16 protein-coding genes are annotated in these 19581 nt (G+C 59.4%); 7 read left to right on the top strand and 9 right to left on the bottom strand.

Annotated features, from left to right (window positions below):
• Nucleotides 1-2 precede the first annotated feature (2 nt).
• The 3 genes from ACSQ3F_RS27220 to ACSQ3F_RS27210 are packed head-to-tail and all read left to right on the top strand — an operon-like array spanning nucleotide 3 to nucleotide 4236.
• Complete coding sequence (locus ACSQ3F_RS27220) at nucleotides 3-1994, top strand: alpha-glucosidase (protein ID WP_436103288.1); 1992 nt, start codon at nucleotides 3-5, stop codon at nucleotides 1992-1994.
• Nucleotides 1995-1996: 2 nt separating this feature from the next.
• Complete coding sequence (locus ACSQ3F_RS27215) at nucleotides 1997-2770, top strand: TSUP family transporter (protein WP_436103287.1); 774 nt, start codon at nucleotides 1997-1999, stop codon at nucleotides 2768-2770.
• A complete protein-coding gene (locus ACSQ3F_RS27210; protein ID WP_436103286.1) occupies nucleotides 2767-4236 on the top strand; it encodes an NAD-dependent succinate-semialdehyde dehydrogenase in 1470 nt (489 codons plus the stop codon). Before ACSQ3F_RS27215 ends, ACSQ3F_RS27210 begins: the two co-directional genes overlap by 4 nt.
• 145 nt (nucleotides 4237-4381) lie before the next feature.
• On the opposite strand, the gene ACSQ3F_RS27205 is transcribed toward ACSQ3F_RS27210, so the two are convergent.
• From ACSQ3F_RS27205 to ACSQ3F_RS27180, 6 genes are all read right to left on the bottom strand, one after another.
• A complete protein-coding gene (locus tag ACSQ3F_RS27205; RefSeq protein ID WP_436103285.1) occupies nucleotides 4382-4708 on the bottom strand; it encodes an RpiR family transcriptional regulator in 327 nt (108 codons plus the stop codon).
• Nucleotides 4709-4741: 33 nt separating this feature from the next.
• Complete coding sequence (locus tag ACSQ3F_RS27200; RefSeq protein ID WP_436103284.1) at nucleotides 4742-5764, bottom strand: Gfo/Idh/MocA family oxidoreductase; 1023 nt, start codon at nucleotides 5762-5764, stop codon at nucleotides 4742-4744.
• A gap of 30 nt (nucleotides 5765-5794) precedes the next feature.
• Complete coding sequence (locus tag ACSQ3F_RS27195; RefSeq protein WP_436103283.1) at nucleotides 5795-6592, bottom strand: TIM barrel protein; 798 nt, start codon at nucleotides 6590-6592, stop codon at nucleotides 5795-5797.
• 25 nt (nucleotides 6593-6617) lie between these two features.
• A complete protein-coding gene (locus tag ACSQ3F_RS27190) occupies nucleotides 6618-7418 on the bottom strand; it encodes an ATP-binding cassette domain-containing protein (protein WP_436103282.1) in 801 nt (266 codons plus the stop codon).
• A gap of 2 nt (nucleotides 7419-7420) precedes the next feature.
• A complete protein-coding gene (locus ACSQ3F_RS27185; RefSeq protein WP_436103281.1) occupies nucleotides 7421-8542 on the bottom strand; it encodes an ABC transporter permease in 1122 nt (373 codons plus the stop codon).
• Between the two features lie 131 nt (nucleotides 8543-8673).
• Nucleotides 8674-9621, bottom strand: coding sequence for a sugar ABC transporter substrate-binding protein (locus ACSQ3F_RS27180; protein WP_436103280.1), 948 nt, complete (start codon nucleotides 9619-9621; stop codon nucleotides 8674-8676).
• Nucleotides 9622-9836: 215 nt separating this feature from the next.
• Here ACSQ3F_RS27180 and ACSQ3F_RS27175 point away from each other — a divergent pair, with 215 nt between their 5' ends.
• Entirely contained in the window at nucleotides 9837-10829 is a 993-nt protein-coding gene (locus ACSQ3F_RS27175) for a LacI family DNA-binding transcriptional regulator (RefSeq protein WP_436103279.1), read from the top strand.
• A gap of 4 nt (nucleotides 10830-10833) precedes the next feature.
• On the opposite strand, the gene ACSQ3F_RS27170 is transcribed toward ACSQ3F_RS27175, so the two are convergent.
• Entirely contained in the window at nucleotides 10834-12270 is a 1437-nt protein-coding gene (locus ACSQ3F_RS27170) for an MATE family efflux transporter (RefSeq protein WP_436103278.1), read from the bottom strand.
• Between the two features lie 125 nt (nucleotides 12271-12395).
• Here ACSQ3F_RS27170 and ACSQ3F_RS27165 point away from each other — a divergent pair, with 125 nt between their 5' ends.
• On the top strand, nucleotides 12396-12977 hold the full coding sequence (locus tag ACSQ3F_RS27165; protein WP_436103277.1) for a MarR family winged helix-turn-helix transcriptional regulator: 582 nt from the start codon (nucleotides 12396-12398) through the stop codon (nucleotides 12975-12977).
• A gap of 219 nt (nucleotides 12978-13196) precedes the next feature.
• On the opposite strand, the gene fabF is transcribed toward ACSQ3F_RS27165, so the two are convergent.
• Both fabF and ACSQ3F_RS27155 read right to left on the bottom strand, forming a co-directional pair.
• On the bottom strand, nucleotides 13197-14462 hold the full coding sequence (gene fabF / locus ACSQ3F_RS27160) for a beta-ketoacyl-ACP synthase II (protein WP_436103276.1): 1266 nt from the start codon (nucleotides 14460-14462) through the stop codon (nucleotides 13197-13199).
• A gap of 189 nt (nucleotides 14463-14651) precedes the next feature.
• The gene (locus ACSQ3F_RS27155) at nucleotides 14652-15239 is read right to left on the bottom strand and encodes a TetR/AcrR family transcriptional regulator (protein ID WP_436103275.1); all 588 of its coding nucleotides are present in this window, start codon (nucleotides 15237-15239) and stop codon (nucleotides 14652-14654) included.
• Between the two features lie 98 nt (nucleotides 15240-15337).
• Here ACSQ3F_RS27155 and ACSQ3F_RS27150 point away from each other — a divergent pair, with 98 nt between their 5' ends.
• Both ACSQ3F_RS27150 and ACSQ3F_RS27145 read left to right on the top strand, forming a co-directional pair.
• Nucleotides 15338-16450, top strand: a complete 1113-nt coding sequence (locus ACSQ3F_RS27150) for an efflux RND transporter periplasmic adaptor subunit (RefSeq protein ID WP_436103274.1) — start codon at nucleotides 15338-15340, stop codon at nucleotides 16448-16450.
• On the top strand, nucleotides 16450-19560 hold the full coding sequence (locus tag ACSQ3F_RS27145; RefSeq protein ID WP_436103273.1) for an efflux RND transporter permease subunit: 3111 nt from the start codon (nucleotides 16450-16452) through the stop codon (nucleotides 19558-19560). The genes ACSQ3F_RS27150 and ACSQ3F_RS27145 overlap by 1 nt, the downstream gene beginning before the upstream one ends.
• Nucleotides 19561-19581 lie beyond the last annotated feature (21 nt).

The raw sequence follows: 19581 nt of genomic DNA, 5'->3' as shown, positions 1-19581 counted from the left end.
CGATGAAACTCGAAAAGACAGAAACCGGCTTTACCCTGTCCATCAACGGCCGGACGATTCTCGATCACAGCACCAGCGCGCCCTGCATCTACGCCGGCATAGGCGAAGAGCGCATGGACATGTATCGCGGCAATTTCGAGATCGAGGACTATGTCGTCGAGCGTAGCCGATTGGCCCATGCGCAGATCGATGGAAACCGGATTGCCCTGTCCGAAAAGGCCGGCCAGAAACCCCGGCTGGCCCTCACGGTGACCAGCGGCGCCATCGAGTTCGAAGCCATGGACCCGCTGGTCAATCGTCTCTGGATCCGCGTTCCCGCCGATCCTGACGAACATGTCTGGGGCGGTGGCGAGCAGATGTCCTATCTCGACATGCGCGGCCGCCGGTTTCCCATGTGGACCTCGGAGCCCGGCGTGGGACGCGACAGGACCAGCGAGATCACCTTCAGATCCAACGCCAAGGACCGGGCCGGCGGAGATTACTTCAACACGAACTACCCGCAGCCAACCTATGTCTCCTCCGCGCTCTACGCACTGCATGTGGAGACCTCGGCCTATTCCGTCTTCGATTTCCGCCGCAAGACCTTCCACGAGATCGAGATCTGGGCGATCCCCGAGCGGATCGAGCTTTTTGCCGCTCCGACCTTTGTCGATATCGTCGGACAACTGTCCGAGCGCTTCGGGCGTCAGCCGCCGCTTCCGGACTGGGTTTACAACGGCGCGATCATCGGGCTGAAGGATGGAGAGAAATCCTTCGAGCGTCTTCAGACGATGCGCGATGCCGGTGTCGAGGTGTCTGCTCTCTGGTGCGAGGACTGGGTCGGCCTGCGCCAGACATCTTTCGGCGCGCGCCTTTTCTGGGACTGGCAGGCTAACGAGGATCGTTATCCCGACCTACGCCAGAGGATCGCCGAGCTGAACGACGACGGCATCCGGTTCCTAGGCTACGTGAATCCGTATCTCTGCGTCGATGGCCCGCTGTTTGCGATCGCCGAAGCCGCCGGCTATTTCGCGACGGATGCAGCCGGCAAGACTGCGCTCGTGGATTTCGGCGAGTTCGATTGCGGCGTGGTGGATTTCACCAATCCGGCCGCAGCCGAATGGTTTTCCGAGGAGATCATCGGCAAGAAGATGCTGGACTACGGCCTCTCCGGCTGGATGGCCGATTTCGGCGAATACCTGCCGATCGACGTGCAGCTTTCAAACGGTATCGATGCAAAGCTGATGCACAATCGGTGGCCGACGCTTTGGGCCGAGGTCAACGCCAACGCCGTGACAAGCCGTGGCATGAGCGGCGAGGCGCTGTTCTTCATGCGGGCCGGCTTTACCGGTGTGCAGAAGCATTGCCCATTGTTGTGGGGCGGCGACCAGTCGGTGGACTTCTCCCGCCATGACGGACTCGTCACCGTCATCTGCGCGGCGCTCTCGTCCGGCCTGCTGGGCAATTCCTATCATCACTCCGATATCGGCGGCTACACCAGCCTGTTCGGCAATGTCCGCACACCGGAGCTGCTGATGCGCTGGGCGGAAATGGCGGCTTTTACCCCGGTCATGCGCAGCCACGAGGGCAACCGTCCGCGTGAAAACGTGCAGATCGATCAGGATCCGCACGTTCTGTCGCATTTTGCCCGGATGACGCGGGTCTACAAGCACCTTGCGCCCTATCTCAAATCCCTGTCCGAAGAGGCGGTTGCGCGGGGTCTGCCGGTGCAGCGGCCGCTCTTCCTGCATCACCAGGACGATCGCGAGACCTATGCGATCCAGGACAGCTATCTCTACGGCGCCGACATGCTGGTCGCGCCCGTCTGGGAGGCAGCGCAGGCGGATCGCGTCGTCTATCTGCCGCGGGGCGAGCGCTGGGTTCATGCCTGGACGGGAGAAATCTTTGCCGGCGGCGAAAAGCTGCGGATTGCCGCGCCGCTCGGGCAGCCGCCCGTCTTCTATCGGGCAGGTTGCGCATACGAGGCGCTGTTTGCTGGTCTTCGAGGTCTGTGACGGTGAGCGCTGCCGGTCTTGCGGGGCTTCTGTTGCTGTCGGGCGTTGCCGCCTATATGCAGACCCTGACCGGTTTTGCCTTCGGCCTGATCATGATGGGCGGCATCGGGCTTTCCGGGCTGATGCCCCTGCCGGAAGCCGCCGTGCTCGTCGGCTGCATGGTGCTCGTCAATGCCGCGCAGGTTCTCGCACGCGGCTGGCGCGATATCGCCTGGCCTGAATTCTGGCCGGTCATCATCTTCAGCCTTGCGGCTCTTACTGCCGGATACTGGCTGCTGGGCGTGATGGTTTCGGCGTCGATCGACTGGCTGAAGCTTGTGCTCGGCATTGTCATCATCGCTTCGAGCCTGCAGCTTGCACTGAAGCCTCAGCCGTTGGCAGTGCGGTCTTCGAGCGCTTCCTTCGTGTTTTTCGGTGCGGTTGCCGGTCTCATGGGCGGCCTGTTTTCCACCGCCGGTCCGCCGCTTGTCTATCATCTCTACCGGCAGCCGCTGCCGGCGATCAGCATCCGCGAAACGCTGGTGGCGGTCTTTGCCGTCAATGCCGTCATTCGGCTGGCCATGGTCGCGGCTGCCGGCGACGTGCCGCACAGCGGCTTCTGGTGGGGCCTGCTCTGCATTCCGGTCGTGATGATCATGACCTTCGCTGCCAAACGGTGGCCACCGCCCTTGTCTGCCCTGTCCATCCGCCGCATGGCCTTCGGCCTGCTTCTCTTGTCCGGCCTGTCGCTGGCCGTTCCCGCCCTTTTGAAGATCATAGGAGATCATGCATCATGACCGAGCGCCGCACGCTTGCCCTCAAGGATCCCGCCCTGCTCACAGACAAGGCTTTCGTCGCCGGCGCGTGGATCACCGCGCCCGACGGCAAGTCCTTTGCCGTGACCGACCCCTTCGACGGCGCGCTGATTGCCCATGTGCCGGATCTCGGCCAGGCGGTTGTCGCCCAGGCGATCGATGCGGCGGCGGACGCGCAGAAGCTCTGGGCAAGGCGCACGGCCAAGGAACGGGCGCAGGTGCTCAAGCGCTGGCATGATCTCATCGTCGAAAACGCCGACGATCTGGCGCTGATCCTGACGACCGAACAGGGTAAGCCACTGGCGGAGGCGAAGGGCGAGGTCGTCTCCAATGCCGCCTATCTCGAATGGTTCGCGGAGGAGGCAAAGCGCATCGACGGCGATATCATTCCCGGTCCCAATGCCGGCCAGCGCATCATGGTGCTGAAGCAACCGGTCGGCGTCTGCGCGGCGATCACGCCGTGGAATTTCCCGAACGGCATGATCACCCGCAAGGCAGGCCCGGCCCTTGCCGCCGGCTGCAGCATGATCCTGAAGCCGGCTTCGCAGACACCGCTATCGGCGCTGGCGCTCGCCGTTCTGGCCGAGCGCGCCGGCGTGCCGAAGGGCGTGTTTTCGGTCGTGACCGGCGAGGCGAAGCCGATCGGTCTCGAGTTCTGCCACAATCCGAAGGTCGCCAAGATCACCTTCACCGGTTCCACCGGCGTCGGCCGCTGGCTGATGAAGGAGGCGGCCGACGGCATCAAGCGCCTGTCGCTGGAACTGGGCGGCAACGCGCCCTTCATCGTTTTCGACGACGCGGATCTCGATGCTGCCGTCGAAGGCGCGATGATCTCCAAATTCCGCAATGCCGGCCAGACCTGCGTCTGCGCCAATCGCATCTATGTGCAGGAGAGTGTCGCTGCAGCCTTCACCGAAAAGCTGCTTGCCAAGGTTTCAGGTCTTTCGCTCGGTCGCGGCACCGAAGCCGGCGTCAGCCAGGGGCCGCTCATCGATGAAAAGGCCGTGGCGAAGATGGAAGAGCATGTCGCCGATGTGGTCGCAAAAGGCGGGACTGTGGTTTCCGGCGGCAAGCGCAGCGCGCTCGGCGGCACTTTCTTCGAGCCGACGGTCGTGACCGGCGTGACGCAGGCGATGAAGGTGGCCAGAGAGGAAACCTTTGCGCCGCTGGCGCCGATCATTTCGTTCGAAGACGAAAATGATGTCATCGCCATGGCCAATGACAGCGAATTCGGCCTTGCCTCCTATTTCTATGCCAAGGACATGGCCCGCATCTGGCGCGTTGCAGAAGCGCTCGAAGCCGGCATGGTTGGCGTCAATACCGGCATGATCGCCAACGAAATGGCGCCCTTCGGCGGTATCAAGCAATCCGGCATGGGCCGTGAAGGCTCGAAATACGGAATCGAAGGATTTCTTGAGCTGAAGTATGTTGCCCTCGGGGGTCTTTGACGAATTGCTGATAAGCCGATGACAATGCCGGTATTTCAAGTTTCTATGGACAGTTCTTGATACGCGGTGGCCAAGCGGTCGTCGTCCTTATTGCCCCGATGTGCGGTTCGGTTCCCTTCAAGGCGTAGGATGGATAAGGTTCCGCTTACCCATCGCTCGGGTTTTTCATACCCGCCCCGATCAACAGCACAGACAGGCGGCGGCGTAACTCGCTTCTGAAAATTGCGCGTGCCTCAGCGATCTCGTGGAAGCCGATATGCGCAACGAAGCGCATGACCGTAGAGACGGAGACGCCGCAGTCGTTCGCGATTGAGGTCGCGCTACCAAAGGCTATGAGTTCCGGTTTGGCCAGGACCCTCTTCGCGACATTCTCGACGCGAAAAGGGAAGGTGACGTCGCGGCAGGCGATGGCCCGCTTCAGCTCTTCGAAACTTGCCGGCGGGCTGCTTAGATTGCGGATATGCTGCGGCATTTCTTGGCACACTCCGTCTTTTGCGATCCGGCCTCAAAGGCTGGAGAGCGGAATCGTCCGGCGCTCGGTGACCGACTGGATGCAGGCAAGCGCGATGGCAAGCGCATTGCGGGCGTCTTCACCGGTCGGGCCGGTGACGGTGCCCGTCCTTATGGCGTCGACGAAGGAGGCGAGCTGGGCCGTGTAACCATGGACGAAGTGATCCGTGTCACGCCTCCAGGTGTCGTTCGACACTCCGTTCTTGTCGTAGAGCGTCATGGAGGAACGGCGCACGTCGCCCATCATCACCATGCCGCCGGAGCCAAAGACCTCGCCGCGGATGTCGTAGCCGTACATGGCGCAGAAATTCGCCTCCGCCACGGCGATCGAACCGTTGTCGAAGCGGATGGTGACGACGGCGGTATCGTGAAAACCCTTGTCGGCGAAATCCGGCCGCACCAGCGCATCGGCAATCGCCGTCACCTCGACCGGCTTCGCTGTCGGGTTCAGCCAAAGGAGCGTGTCGAAGTCATGGATCAGCGTCTCGTAGAAGATCGTCCACAGCGGCGTCTTTTCCGGGTTGCCTCCGTAGGGACCCGGGTCTCTCGTCAACGAGCGAAGAAGTTGGACGGAACCAACTTTGCCAGCGTCGATCGCCGCGCGGCCTTCGTAAAAAGCTTGGTCCCAGCGGCGATTGAAGCCGACCTGGAGCGGTACCTTGGCAGACTTTGTGGCAGCGATCGCCTGGTCTGCTTCCTCAAGCGTCAGCGCCATCGGCTTTTCGCAGAAGACCGCTTTTCCGGCCCGCGCGGCTTCCACAACGACGCTCGTGTGGAAGCGCGCCGGTGTGGCGATGATCACGCCATCGATCTCGGGATTGGCGAGAAGTTCCGACACACTGGTATAGGCTTCGGGCGCATCGAGCGCCGCAGCCAGTTTTTCGGCAGCGTGCGGCGCCGGATCGGCGACGGCCACGAGACTGGCATCGACGAGACGCCGAGCGACACTTTCGGCGTGGAACGAACCGATGCGGCCGGCACCGATGAGAGCGAGATTGACGGGACGGTGGGAGGGCATGAAAAGCTCCTGAAAAATGCTGTTGTCGGATCAGAGGGAAAACGCGTCGCGGAAACGGGAAAGCGCCAGCTCGTCATCGCCGGATGGCCACGCTTCCATGCCGATCGTCCCGCGGTATCCCATCTCGTTCAGTGCGCGTGCGATTGCCGGATAGTTGATTTCCCCGGTGCCCGGCTCTTTGCGGCCCGGAACGTCCGCGACCTGGATTTCACCGATATGCGGAAGGGCGGTGCGGCAAAGCTCGATCAAGTTCCCTTCACCGATCTGCGCGTGGTAAAGATCGAGGTTGAGCTTCAGCGACGGCCGGTTGACGGCCGCGACCAAAGCGAGTGTGTCGGCGGCCTTGGCAAACGGCGTCTTTGGATGGTCAACAGCCTCGTTCAGGTTTTCGAGGACGAAGGTAACGCCTTCCTCTTCCCCAAGATCCGCGATGCGCTTTAGCGTATCGACGGCTTTCAGCCACATGGCGCCGGTGACGATGTCCGATTTCACGACCGGCAGGCCCTGTCCGTCGAGCCCCGTGCCGTGCAGGTTGAGGCGCGGGCAATTCAGTTCCCTGGCGACAGGGATCGACAGGCGCGCTGTGCGCAGAAGTTCATCCGCGCCTTCCTCGTCGGCCAAAGTGCCGGAAACGTATCCGGTCATCGACGAGAACGTGGTGCCGGACTTTGCGATCGCCTTGATATCGTGTTTCGTCCAGTCCCAGATTTCCGCCTGGAAGCCGAGTTCTGTGATGCGTTTCAGCCGATCAAGGACGGGCAGGGTGCGAAACACCATTTCCGCGCAGACTGCGAGCGTGAAAGGCGAGGTTTTTAAGATCGTGGTCATTTCTGTTTTCCAATGCTTGTATTGCTCAGATCGTCCCGCCGAGCTCGTGAGAAATCACCTGCAGTTCCTTGCCGCCGGCCATGAGGTTCTGCAGTTCCTCGAGAGAAATCTCGCTTTTGTCGAAGGTGCCGAGCGTCTTTCCACGATTGAGAACCGTGAAGCGGTTGCCGACAGCAAAGGCGTGACGGACATTGTGGGTAATGAAAATGACGCCGAGTCCCTTTTGTTGGACCTGGTGGATGTACTTCAGCACCATGGATGTCTGGGCGACGCCCAATGCGGATGTCGGCTCATCGAGGATGAGGACCTTCGCTCCGAAGTAGACCGCCCGTGCGATCGCCACACATTGCCGCTCGCCGCCGGAAAGGGTGCCGACCGCCTGGTTCGGGTCGCGGATATCGATGCCGATCTTGTGCATCTCCTCGCGGGTCACCTCGCTGCAATACTTGAAATCGACACGACGGAACGGCGGAATGCCCTTTACGGGTTCGCGTCCCATGAAGAAGTTTCGCGTGATCGACATCAACGGGATCATCGCCAGGTCCTGATAGACGGTCGCGATGCCGGCATCGAGTGCATCGCGCGGGCTGGTGAATGCGACCGGCTTTCCCTCGACCAGGAAATCGCCGCCCGAGGGACGGACCACACCCGACAGCGTCTTGATGAGCGTGGATTTCCCAGCTCCGTTATCGCCAAGCAGGCAGAGCACTTCGCCCTGTGATACCTTCATTGAAACACCTGAGAGCGCGATGACGGAGCCGTAGTGCTTGACGATATTTCTGACTTCTATGACCGGCGGAGCGGTTCCTGAATGGGTATCAGTCATGATCAGCGCTCCCCTGTCACTTTTCGGCGGATGAAATTGTTGAAGAGAACGGCCAGAAGCAGCATCGAGCCGAGGAACACCTGGAACCAGTCCGAGTCGAACTTCGTGTAGGTCAGGCCGATGGAGACGAGGCCGAAAATGATGGCGCCGAAGAAGGCGCCGATCGCCGAACCATAGCCGCCTGTCAGCAGGCATCCGCCAATCACGGCAGCGATGATCGCCTCGAATTCCTTCTGAAAACCACGACGCGCGTCCGTCGAGCCGGCATCCAGCACGGTGATGATAGCAACGAGTGCTGCGGCGCAGGCCGTGAGGGCGAAAAGGCCTGTCTTTACACGGTCGACCGGTACGCCAGAGTTTCTCGCCGCATTGGGATCGCCGCCGGCGGCAAAGACCCAGTTTCCGATCCGTGTCCGTAAAAGAACCCAAGTGGCAAGCACAGCAATAGCGACGAACCAGAGGACGGATACCGGCACGCCCGTGACTTTCGGAACACCATTGTCGAATTTTTCGATCAGGTCATTGGCTGCAAGCCAGCTGAAAATGTCCTGGAAGGCGACGCCCGAGAACAAGCGCTTCAAGGGACCGTCGCCGACGACCTCACCTATACCGCGAAGCTGTGTCGAGCCGCCAGTCGCCCATTTCAGTCCAACAAGAGTTAGACCCCGCAGAATGAAGAGGAAGGCAAGCGTGACGATGAACGACGGCAGCCGTGTCCTGATGACGATCTGTCCGTTCACTGCGCCCATGGCGGCTGCAAGCAGCATCGTGATGACAATGGAAATCCAGAGTGGTTGGCCGAAATTGGTCAGGGCCGCACCGAAGATCAGACCCGCGAAGGCGACCATCGAGCCGATCGAAAGATCGAACTCGCCACCAATCATCAGCAGAGCTGCCGCAATGGCGAGAATTCCCAGCTGTGAGGCTGGGGCCAGGATCGTCATCACACCTGAAAGCGAAAACATCGAACGGTCTGCGGTAAGAAAGAAGAACGTCACCACCAGGATGAGGCCAGCAACCGCGCCGAGTTCGGGCCGACGCATCATATGTGTAAGAAAGCCCACTTGTTTGATGCGCTCGTCGGAGTTTGACGCATCTCCTATTTTTTGCTCGATCGGAGCCATGATACCTACCTCCCAATGGATGCAATTCGCCGAAGCGCCGAGGGCATTCCTCACGACGCACGTCGTCTGTCGAACACCGTCCTCGAAAGCGGGGAGGGTGTTCGACAATCACGCCTTTCGACAGTCGTGGATTAACGGATGCCCTTTGCCGATAGTTCGACGACCTGGGCTGCCTTTTCCTTGGTGATCAGGTTCGGACCGGAAGGCACATTGCCGCCGGGGATCAGGCCGTATTTCGCATAGTTTGCGAGGAAGACGACAGGCAGATAACCCTGGAGGAACTGCTGCTGATCGATGGCGAAAGCGGCTTCACCGGATGCGACAGCCTTCAAGAAGTCCGCCGAAAGGTCGAAGGTCGCAACGTTGATCTTGCCGGTCACGCCTGCATCGGCGACGGCAGCCAGGGATGGTTCGCCTGCCGTGCTCGCACCGAGCGCCATAACGGTGTCGATGTCGGGATTGGAGCTGAGCGCAGCCTTCACCTTGGCCCGTACGTCGGCCGGATCGTTGGAGACGGGCAGAACCGTAACGGTGCCTGCAAAACCATCGGAGAAGCCCTTGCAACGCTGATCGAGGGAAACGTTACCGACTTCCTGGTTGACGCAGATGGCGACCTTGCCGCCCATTTCCCTGAGCTTTTCACCCGCTGCCTTGCCGGCGCTATATTCGTCCTGGCCGACATGGAGAAGCGCTCCGAGCGACTTCGAGACATCGGAGCCGGAATTGATGGAAATGACCGGAATGCCGGCGGCGACGGCCTTTTGGATCGACGGGCCCAATGCGGACGAATCCGGGATCGAGACGATCAGGCCGGCTGGTTTCTGGTTGACTGCTGCGTCGATCAACTGGCTCATGGCCACCATGTCGAAGGTTTCCGGTGCACGATAGTCGATGCTGACACCGGCATCCTTGGCACCGGCGCTCACCCCGTTCTTGACAACGGACCAGAAGGGGTCGTTGGCCTGGCCATGCGTTACGGCGATGATGTTGATATCCTGTGCGATGGCAACGCCCGATGCAGCGCCAAGCGCTCCAACCAAGGCAACGCCCAGCACGATTTTACGAAGAAACGATTTCATAAAAACTCCTCCCAAAGGGTGCCCCCACACCTCCCAGCGCGAGAACCACCAAAAACGCCTCAGACGGCGCGTCCTCCAATATGCTACCGGGTGTATAAAATTTGCTACCGGTAGCAAACGTGCATAGCTATAGAATTCTTGCTAGAAGAAATCAACCATTCATTTCGCGATCCGGCAGAAATGGAATAAACGTTTCGAAACGGAGAAGTTCGATTATGAAGCGAGCGACGGCGCAGAACGTGGCGATGGAGGCCGGCGTTTCGAAGTGGACGGTCATCCGCGCATTTACCCCGGGTGCCTCGATCACGGAAGCAAGCAAAGCCAAAGTGCTGGAGGCGGCAGAGCGACTCAATTATCGGCCGAACCTGTTGGCCAGGAGCCTTGCCACCAATTCTACACATCAGGTCGCGGTTCTCGTTGATGACTTTGCAAACCCACACAAGCTTCCGTTTCTTGAAAAGCTGACCGCTAGCCTGCAGGCGGAGGGGCTCGTGACGATGTTGATCAATATCAATCAGCACTACAGCCACGTGCATGCCATATTGAATGCCGACCAGCGGCAGGTTGATGCGATCGTGCTATTTGGTACAGCGTTTCGCGACGAGATGTTGACAGATCATAAGCTGGGACGTGGTGGGCCTCCGATGTTTGTTCTCGCTCGAGATAGCCAGATCGAAGATGTTCCCGCTATTTCCTGCGATGCGGCCGTAGCGATTGCCGAGATCGGCAAGCACCTATTGGAAAAGGGATATCGGAGGCCGGGATTTATGGCCGGAGCTCGCACCCTGTCTACGGCGCTTGGCAGGCGGAGGAACTTTAAAGAATTCTGGCGAACCTCTCTCGGGGTCGAACTTGTGGAGATGTCTGCCGAGCGCTACAGCGCAGAGGCCGGCGCACAGGCTGCCCGGGACTATCTGTCCCAAGTCGCGCCAGAAGACCGGATCGATGTCCTCATGTGCGAAAATGATGCCCTCGCGTTCGGAGCTATGGATGTTGTCCGAAGCGAATTCGGGTTACGTGTGCCGAACGATCTCGCCATTGTGGGCTTCGACAACGCTGCCCCTGCGGCGTCACCCGCATACAGCCTTACAACCTACGAGCAACCCACCGACCAGATGGTCAAAGCGACAATCGACATGATTCTGGAAAGAGCGCCGAGGGAGACAGTTAATTTCCAGGGCAAGCTTGTTGTGAGAAATTCAGCTTGATCGATCAAACAATAGGCGCGGTCGATTTACTGACAATTGGTTCTGCTCGAATTCCTCGCGCTCGAAATATCCGACGCGGAAGAACGGCTGTGGCTGTGAGCACTCCGTAAGCGAGCGCCGCCACGGCGACGATTTGGAACAGGACGCCGACGCTCGCTCCATACCAGATCACCGCGGACCATCCCAAACCCGCGGCGACAATCATCCTCACGGTTCCGGCCATTACGGGAAGAAGCACACGCTTGGTTCCCTGGCTCGCGAAGTAAAGTGCCAGTCCCAATCCAATCGCCCCGTATGCAGGTGCCACCGTTCGCAAATAAAGGGATCCCATTTCCCGTACGTTTGGGTCGTTGGTGAACAGCTTCATCCAGACATGCGGGAACAGCGCAGCGAGGAGGCCGATGATCTGTGTGACTCCAAACGCCATGCCTGCGCCAATCCAGGCGACCCTGCGCGCACGTTCGACCTGGTTTGCTCCCATGTTGATGCCGACCATCGTCACAATGGCGGTCCCAAGGCCGAAAATGATGGGGATCTGCAGGTAGTCGAGGCGCGACGCAATTCCAAATCCCGCGATGGCATCCGCGCCGAAGTGGCCAACGGCAGCGGTGACGAAGGTGACCGTGAGATTGACCTGAACCGTACCGACAGCGGAGGGGAGTCCGACGCCCAATATGTCCCTGAACAGCCGACCCTGTAGCGGAACAATTCTGAGCTTCAGCGGGCTACGTGACGATCGCAGGTAAATTGACAGCGCGACAGCCGCCAAAAGGTAATAAATGAAGACTGCTGCACCGCCGCCGGCGACGCCGAGCCGTGGGAACGGACCCCAGCCAAAAATCAGGGGAGGCGACAGTGCCAACATAATTACGGCGCCCGAGACGATCACCAGTGCGGGCACCTTGACGTTGCCGGCGCCGCGAAGTGCCGCTGACAGCAGTGCCGTGATCCAGATAGGAATGGAGCCCGCGAACACAATCCCTGAGTAGGTGAGGGCGGCTGAGAGCGTCGCTCCGGATCCGCCCATTGAGCGGTACAGATATGACCCGAACAGGATGGCGGCGAGCGAGAAGACAGCGCCGAAAGCGGTGGCAAGGGCGACTGAATGCCAGACAAGTCCGTCGGCATCGGAGCGGCGATTGGCCCCGAGTGCCCGAGCAATCGCAGAAGAGACACCACCGCCGATCCCGCCATTTGACATCATCTGCATCAACATGAGCACTGGGAAGACGAGGGTGACGCCTGCCAGCGCTTCAGTGCCAAGAAAACTGATGAAGTAGGTTTCGGCAACCCCGACAAGTGTTTGAACCACGAGAACGACAACGGTCGGAAGCGCCAATCGGAGGAGGGTTGGTGTGATTGGGCCGTCCAGAACTCCCAGTGGAGCCCGCGGCGGGATTTTCATGGCAGGTGAACCCTTTGAAGAGGAGACGTCGGTCATGGCTGATCCTTTTCGCGCATTACGGCCTCGATGTTCCGGGTATCGGCGTGCAGCCGACATGAAGCTCGTCACACTCAGGAAACGCCTCACATAGACGCTTCATCCTGAGTGGCAGGCAGAGAATCATGCTGCTTGATAATAGATTTCGTTTAAAATCTAAATCACGTATAGAGTTTAGACGCAATCTAATTTTGATGGTGAGCGAACGCGCCGTCCGGGGCCATACAGGAATGACGAAAACGATATTCTTTGACCGGGAACCAATCGCCACCGACATCGCGGAAAACCCCATCGCCAACGATCTATGCTTTGTACTTCAGCGGGCCAATCGCATTATTTCGCGCGGCGCTGACTCTGCATTGCGAGCGACAGGACTGACTGCCGAGCAGACATTGCTGCTTGCGGCAATCGCCGAGGCGGGGTCCCCTAGAGCCGCCGATCTCTCCCGCAGCCTCGGCATCGATGCTTCGACGATTGCGGCGAACCTCAAGCCTCTGATGAGGCAAGAATTGGTTTTTGCGCCGGTCGATATCAGCGACCGCAGAGCGCGGCGGCTTTTTCTGACCGTGGCTGGGAGCGAACGGCTTGAGAGGGGGATCAAGCAGCTCCAGGAATACGAAGGCGGCCTGGCATTAGAGTGTGACGGAAATACCGATCTACCTGGCCTCTGTCAGGCTCTCAGCAGTCTGGCAGAAGCATGCCTTTAAGTAACACGCGCCCGCCTTCATGCCTGTCTTCTTTCCCCAGGAACGTTGCTGAGCTCACCCACGCCAATGACGGCAATCCTTGGCTGGAGGGGACGTATATTCGGTGCGGTAACCATCGTTTGGTTCATAGAAGGTCAGCTCCCAAGCAAGGCTAGTTTCAGGACGGGGTGGCCGCGGCGATGAGAGTCAGCCAACGGTGGATTGCTACCACTGATCCCTTTATGTCCACCGTCTGAAGAGTGCGCTGGCATTGACCCCGCCAAAGCCGAAACCGTTGGATATTGCGTATTCAGCGTCCAATTGGCGCGCTTGGTTTGCGACGAAATCGATACCGTCGGCTTCCGGATCCGGAGAACTCAGGTTCAGGGTCGGCGGCGCGATCTGGTTCCTGAGTGCCATGATTGTGAAGATGGCTTCCAGCCCACCAGCCGCACCGAGCAGATGTCCTGTTGCCGATTTCGTACCGCTCACAGCGATGGTGTTGTCGGAACCGAACACAGTCTTGATGGCCCTGATCTCACCGAGATCTCCCACTGGTGTCGAGGTGGCGTGCGCGTTCAGATGTCCGATCTCACGCGGGGCTATACCGGCCTGCGCGATAGCGATCTCCATGGCTCTGCGCGCCCCGTTCCCGTCTTCGGGGCCGGAGGTGATGTGATGGGCGTCGGCTGTCGTGCCGTATCCGACGAGTTCGGCAATTGGAGTGGCGCCGCGAGCAAGCGCGTGGCTCAAGGCTTCGATGACGAGCATGCCGCTCCCTTCGCCCATGACGAAGCCATCGCGTGACGTGTCGAAAGGACGCGATGCCTGGCTCGGCGTTTCGTTGAAGCCGGTCGATAGCGATCTGGCAGCTGCGAAACCACCGAGACTGACGATATTCATGCAGGCTTCCGTTCCGCCGCAGATAGCAATGTCGGCTTCATTGGATCGAATAAGCCTGGCGGCATCTCCAATCGCCTGAACACCGGCAGCGCACGCGGTTACCGGTGCGCCGAGGGGGCCTTTGAAGCCATGGCGGATCGAGACTTGTCCCGCCGCGAGGTTGACGAGAAACGACGGTATGGTGAAAGGTGAAAGACGACGGACACCGCGTTGATCGACGGTGCGAACCGCTTCAGTGATTGCGGGAAAGCCCCCGATACCCGAAGCGATGATCGTCGCGGTTCGTAGCCGGTCATCATTCGAAATCGGCTTCCACTTCGCTTGAGCGAGCGCTTCTTCAGCGGCCGCCAGTGCAAAGATGATGAATCGGTCGACCTTGCGTTGATCCTTCGGAGCCAGGACGGTATCCGGATCGAAGCCTCCTTCGGCGTCTTCAGCGAACGAGGGGACCACTCCCCCTATTTTGGACGGCAGGTCTCCGACGACATCGTCTCCCAGTCGCCGAATACCGCTCCGACCCGCAAGGAGGCGCGACCAGGAGATGCCGACATTGGCTCCAAGGGGGCTGACAGCTCCCATTCCCGTTACAACGATACGACGCATCTGTTTTCCACCTGTCTTCTCATTGAAATTAAGCAAGCTTTTCGCGTGCCGGCCGACGATACGGCCAGTGCCCGTTCTCAAAACATGCAGTTTGCGCAAGGATTCAAGGAGCCCTGTTGCCCGCACATTCGGGCGGCAGGTCAACGCGTGCCCTTATCCGCACTAGGTCATCGAACCCGGCGATAGCCTTCAGGCGACGCCATCGCCGCCAGCAATGCGCCTGACTTCGCAAGCGGCTGCGTCGAGGATGCCTTGCGACAAATTCTCATCCTGCATAATCCGCGACAACGTGACGGCGCCCACCATCAGAGACAGTATCGCCATCGCCTTGCCGCTGGGATTGGAGCTCTTGGCGTCGTCCATCAGCTCATCCAGCACCTCAAAGTGAGCGCGGATACCATCCTCGAATGGACGTCTTACCTCTTCACTCTGCCGAGCGGCGTCCGATCCGAGCGCCACCAAAGGGCAACCTTCGGCCATTTCTCCACGATGGTCGGGGGAGAGGTAGAACGCCATGACAGCTTCGAGGGGATCGGAACTGTCCGCGGCCGCCGCTGACCATCTCCGGGTCGCGCTTTCCATCGCGCGCCTCGATGCCAGTGCAGCAAGGTCGTCCTTCGATGCGAACTGCTTATAGAAGCCACCTTGCGTAAGGCCGGCTCCCTTCATCAGATCTTTCAGGCCAATCCCGTCAAATCCATGTTCTCGAAACAGACGGCTTGCGACGTTGATCACCGTTTCCCGGTTCTCCTCGGCCTGTGCTCGGCTCACTCTCATACTGACCTCCGATTAGATTTCATTTGACATCTATAACCAAAATAGAGTTAGATCGCAATCTAAATCATCCAGGTTGCTGGTCAAGAAGAGAACTCAAAATGAAACGCAAACATGTCCTGACTTTCGTGGGTCTCGTCGCAGCGGCGGGGGCGGCTGCCTTTTTCCTGGTGTTCGAAACGCCTAAACGGGAAGCCGAGGCTGCAGACCCAAGGACCGCTTCACCACTGGTAATGGTGGCAGAGGCGAAGAAGACGGAAACGGCGGAGCGTTCGTTTACCGGCACCGTTGCATCGCGGATACAAAGCAACCTCGGTTTCCGGGTTCCCGGCAAAATCGTCGAGCGGCTGGTCGACGTTGGCCAGCAGGTGAGACAAGGCCAGACCCTGATGCGCATTGATGAAACCGATCTCCAGCTCGCGCTGACAGCGAAGCGCAATACGGTCACCGCAGCGCGTGCCGTCCTGACCCAGGCACAGGCAGATGAGACACGATATGCGACGCTGGTGAAAAATGGATTGGCTGCCACTCAACAGCGTTATGAACAGGCAAAGGCGGCTCTCGATACGGCCTCCGCACAGCTCGCCGCGGCTGAAGCCGACGCCAAGGTTGCGGAAAATGCGGCCACCTATTCCGTTCTTCTTGCAGATTCGGATGGAACGGTCGTCAATACGCTTGGAGATCCCGGGCAAGTCGTGACAGCAGGCCAGACGGTGGTTCAACTCGCGCAGGCTGGACCGCGGGAAGCTGTTGTCTGGCTACCTGAGACTTTACGACCCCGGGTAGGGTCCGTGGCGGAGGCCAGTGTCTACGGAGGCGACGGCCTCAGCGGAAAAGCTCGTTTGCGACAGATTTCCGACGCTGCCGATCCCCAGACCCGCACTTACGACGCGCGTTATGTTCTTGAAGGCTCCGCCGCCTCTGCTCCGCTCGGCTCGACTGTTACGATTAAAATTCTGGACGCGGACAGGCAGTTGGAGGTCGCTGTTCCCGTAGGCTCCATCCTGGACGACGGTAACCGCACGGGTGTGTGGGTTGTTGATGGCGGCACATCCACCGTGAAGTTCACCCCGGTCAAAGTTCAGCAGATCGGCGAAGAAACGGCATTTGTCACGGGAATTGGAATTGGCGAGCAGGTTGTCGCTCTGGGCGCACATCTTCTCGACGATGGTGTGGCCGTCAGGATTGCCTCGCAGCAAGAGGTGACGAAATAATGAGCTTCAATCTTTCCGCCATCGCTGTCCGCGAACGCGCCGTTACTCTGTTCTTTATCGTTCTTCTGGCTGCCGCAGGAGCATACGCCTTTGTCAAGCTGGGACGCGCCGAGGATCCGTCTTTCACCATCAAGACACTGACGGTCACGTCAGTTTGGCCGGGCGCGACAGCGCGCGAAATGCAGGATCTTGTGGCTGAGCCGCTCGAAAAGCGTATCCAGGAACTCACGTGGTACGACCGTGTCGAAACCACGACGCGGCCTGGCTACGCCTTCCTCACGGTCACACTCAAAGACAATACTCCGGCAAGCGCCGTCGCAGAAGAGTTCTATCAAGCTCGCAAAAAGCTCGGCGACGAAGCCCGAAATCTTCCGCCCGGCGTCATGGGTCCCTTTGTCAATGATGAATACTCGGACGTGAGCTTCGGACTTTACGCACTGAAGGCGAAGGGGATGCCGATGCGCGACCTCGTTCGCCAGGCGGAGGTCATCCGTCAGGACCTCCTGCATGTTCCGGGCGTCAAGAAAATCAACATTCTCGGAGAGCGCCCAGAACAGATTTTCGTCGAATTCTCCTATGCCAAGCTCGCAACACTCGGAATATCGGCAACCGATATCGCCGCAGCTTTGCAGAGACAGAACACGGTCACGCCGGCCGGCTCTATCGACACGCGTGGCCCCCAGGTCTTCATCCGTTTCGACGGAGCCTATAACAGTGTACAGGCGATTGCCGACACGCCGATCGTGGCGGGCGGACGGACGCTAAAGCTCTCCGATCTGGCGGAGGTGCGGCGCGGTTATCAGGATCCCGCAACCTACATCATCCGCCATCAGGGCGAGCCGACAATCATGCTGGGTGCAGTGATGCAACCGGGCTGGAATGGCCTTGAGCTCGGCAAGGCGCTTGAAGCGCGGTCCTCCGAGATTGCGCAGACATTGCCGCTTGGTATGACGCTCACCAAAGTCAGCGATCAGGCCGTCAACATAGATGAGGCGGTCGGCGAGTTCATGCTGAAGTTCGCCATGGCGCTTGGCGTCGTGCTGTTCGTAAGTCTGGTCGCACTCGGCTGGCGCGTCGGCATTGTGGTGGCGCTTGCTGTGCCGCTCACCCTTGCTGTCGTCTTCCTCATCATGCTGGAAACTGGCCGGTTTTTCGATCGTATCACGCTCGGCGCTTTGATCCTTGCGCTCGGCCTTCTCGTGGACGACGCCATCATCGCCATCGAGGTCATGGTCGTGAAAATGGAGGAGGGCATGGACCGCATCAAGGCGGCCGCTTATGCCTGGAGCCATACGGCGGCGCCGATGCTGTCGGGTACGCTGGTCACGATTATCGGGCTGATGCCTGTGGGCTTCGCACGATCGACTGCGGGTGAATACGCCGGCAACATCTTCTGGGTTGTCGGCTTTGCGCTGATCGTCTCCTGGATCATCGCGGTGACCTTTACGCCATACCTCGGTGTAAAAATGCTGCCGAACATCAAACCGGTCGAAGGCGGACACCACGCCATCTATGATACGCCGAACTACCGGCGCCTGCGCTCCATCATCAAGTTTGCGGTTCGCCACAAGTTCGTGACCTGCGCTGTGGTCGGCATCACGATGGCTGTTTCGGTCGTCGGGATGGGAAGCGTAAAACAACAGTTCTTCCCGACATCGGATCGGCCCGAGGTGCTGGTCGAAGTTCGTATGCCCGAAGGTACGAGCATCGAAACCACGACAGCCGCAGTAGAGAAAGTCGAAGCCTGGCTGCAAACTCAGCCGGAAGCGAAAATCGTCACCAGCTATGTGGGGCAGGGTGCACCTCGCTTCTTCTTCGCCATGGCGCCGGAACTTCCCGATCCTGCTTTCGCCAAGGTCGTTGTGCTGACGCCCGATGCCCATGCACGCGAGGCTATAAAGCACCGCCTTCGGGCCGCTATTTCGGAAGGGCTCGTTCCTGAAGCATCTATCCGTGTAACGCAGCTTGTATTCGGCCCCTACACGCCGTTTCCGGTCGAGTTTCGGATCATGGGACCGGATCAGGATGAGTTGTACAAGATTTCCGAGCAAGCCCTGGCAATTATGAAAAGTGTACCCGATGTACGACAGGCCAACCGGGATTGGGGCAACCGAACCCCTGTGCTGCGGTTTGTTCCAGATCAGGACCGGCTCAATCTGATCGGTCTCTCACCCTCTGAGGCAGCCCAGCAGATGCAGTTGCTGCTCAGCGGCATTCCGGTCACACAGGTGCGCGACAACATCCGCAACGTCCCCGTTGTCGCACGCAGCGCAGGTGACAACCGACTTGATCCGTCACGGCTGAGCGATTTCTCGCTCATGAGCAGGGAGGGCCGTCAGGTCCCCCTCGATCAGATCGGGCATTCGGAGATCCGGTTCGAGGAGCCTATCCTGAAGCGCCGTGACCGCACGCCGGTGATCACGATACGCTCCGATATCAACGAAGCGACGCAACCCCCGGAAGTTTCCCAGCAGGTCATGAAGGCACTTCAGCCGCTCATCGCATCGCTTCCGGTTGGATATCGCATCGAGATGGGTGGCAATATCGAGGAGTCGCTCAAGGCCAATGTCGCACTCGTCCAGGTTTTTCCGCTGATGATCGCGGCCATGTTGATTGTCATTATCCTTCAGGTGCGTAGCCTGTCGACGATGACAATGGTGATGTTGACCGCCCCCCTCGGACTTGCCGGAGTCGTCCCGACCCTGCTCCTGTTCAATCAGCCTTTCGGCTTCAACGCCATTCTCGGACTGATAGGATTGGCCGGTATCCTCATGCGCAACACGCTGATCCTGACTGAGCAAATCAAGGAAAATCAGGCCGCCGGCCTTGATGACTATCACGCGGTGATTGAAGCCACTGTGCAACGTACGCGTCCTGTCATTCTGACTGCGCTGGCAGCCATTCTCGCCTTCATACCCTTAACGCATTCGGTGTTCTGGGGGTCGATGGCATACACACTGATTGGCGGAACGGCGGCAGGCACAGTCATGATCCTGCTCTTCCTTCCAGCCCTCTATGCGGTGTGGTTCCGGATCAAACCAACGAAAGAAGACAACCAAGGAGAAACGATTGAAGAACTGGAACTCCCGAGGGCGATGGCCGCCGAGTAGGGCATCTCGTTTGCAAGAGAT

Origin of the sequence: Pararhizobium sp. LjRoot238 (assembly GCF_964252955.1) — a bacterium.
Lineage (GTDB): Bacteria > Pseudomonadota > Alphaproteobacteria > Rhizobiales > Rhizobiaceae > Pararhizobium.
The sequence above is the reverse complement of the archived record's forward strand: the minus strand, read 5'-3'. Positions and strand labels throughout refer to the sequence as shown.

Coding starts and splice junctions, on each gene's coding strand:
- ACSQ3F_RS27220 (WP_436103288.1), top strand. CDS start 3: ATGAAACTCGAAAAGACAGAAACCGGCTTTACCCTGTCCATCAACGGC.
- ACSQ3F_RS27210 (WP_436103286.1), top strand. CDS start 2,767: ATGACCGAGCGCCGCACGCTTGCCCTCAAGGATCCCGCCCTGCTCACA.
- ACSQ3F_RS27205 (WP_436103285.1), bottom strand. CDS start 4,708: ATGCCGCAGCATATCCGCAATCTAAGCAGCCCGCCGGCAAGTTTCGAA.
- ACSQ3F_RS27200 (WP_436103284.1), bottom strand. CDS start 5,764: ATGCCCTCCCACCGTCCCGTCAATCTCGCTCTCATCGGTGCCGGCCGC.
- ACSQ3F_RS27195 (WP_436103283.1), bottom strand. CDS start 6,592: ATGACCACGATCTTAAAAACCTCGCCTTTCACGCTCGCAGTCTGCGCG.
- ACSQ3F_RS27190 (WP_436103282.1), bottom strand. CDS start 7,418: ATGACTGATACCCATTCAGGAACCGCTCCGCCGGTCATAGAAGTCAGA.
- ACSQ3F_RS27185 (WP_436103281.1), bottom strand. CDS start 8,542: ATGGCTCCGATCGAGCAAAAAATAGGAGATGCGTCAAACTCCGACGAG.
- ACSQ3F_RS27180 (WP_436103280.1), bottom strand. CDS start 9,621: ATGAAATCGTTTCTTCGTAAAATCGTGCTGGGCGTTGCCTTGGTTGGA.
- ACSQ3F_RS27175 (WP_436103279.1), top strand. CDS start 9,837: ATGAAGCGAGCGACGGCGCAGAACGTGGCGATGGAGGCCGGCGTTTCG.
- ACSQ3F_RS27170 (WP_436103278.1), bottom strand. CDS start 12,270: ATGACCGACGTCTCCTCTTCAAAGGGTTCACCTGCCATGAAAATCCCG.
- ACSQ3F_RS27165 (WP_436103277.1), top strand. CDS start 12,396: ATGCTGCTTGATAATAGATTTCGTTTAAAATCTAAATCACGTATAGAG.
- fabF (WP_436103276.1), bottom strand. CDS start 14,462: ATGCGTCGTATCGTTGTAACGGGAATGGGAGCTGTCAGCCCCCTTGGA.
- ACSQ3F_RS27155 (WP_436103275.1), bottom strand. CDS start 15,239: ATGAGAGTGAGCCGAGCACAGGCCGAGGAGAACCGGGAAACGGTGATC.
- ACSQ3F_RS27150 (WP_436103274.1), top strand. CDS start 15,338: ATGAAACGCAAACATGTCCTGACTTTCGTGGGTCTCGTCGCAGCGGCG.
- ACSQ3F_RS27145 (WP_436103273.1), top strand. CDS start 16,450: ATGAGCTTCAATCTTTCCGCCATCGCTGTCCGCGAACGCGCCGTTACT.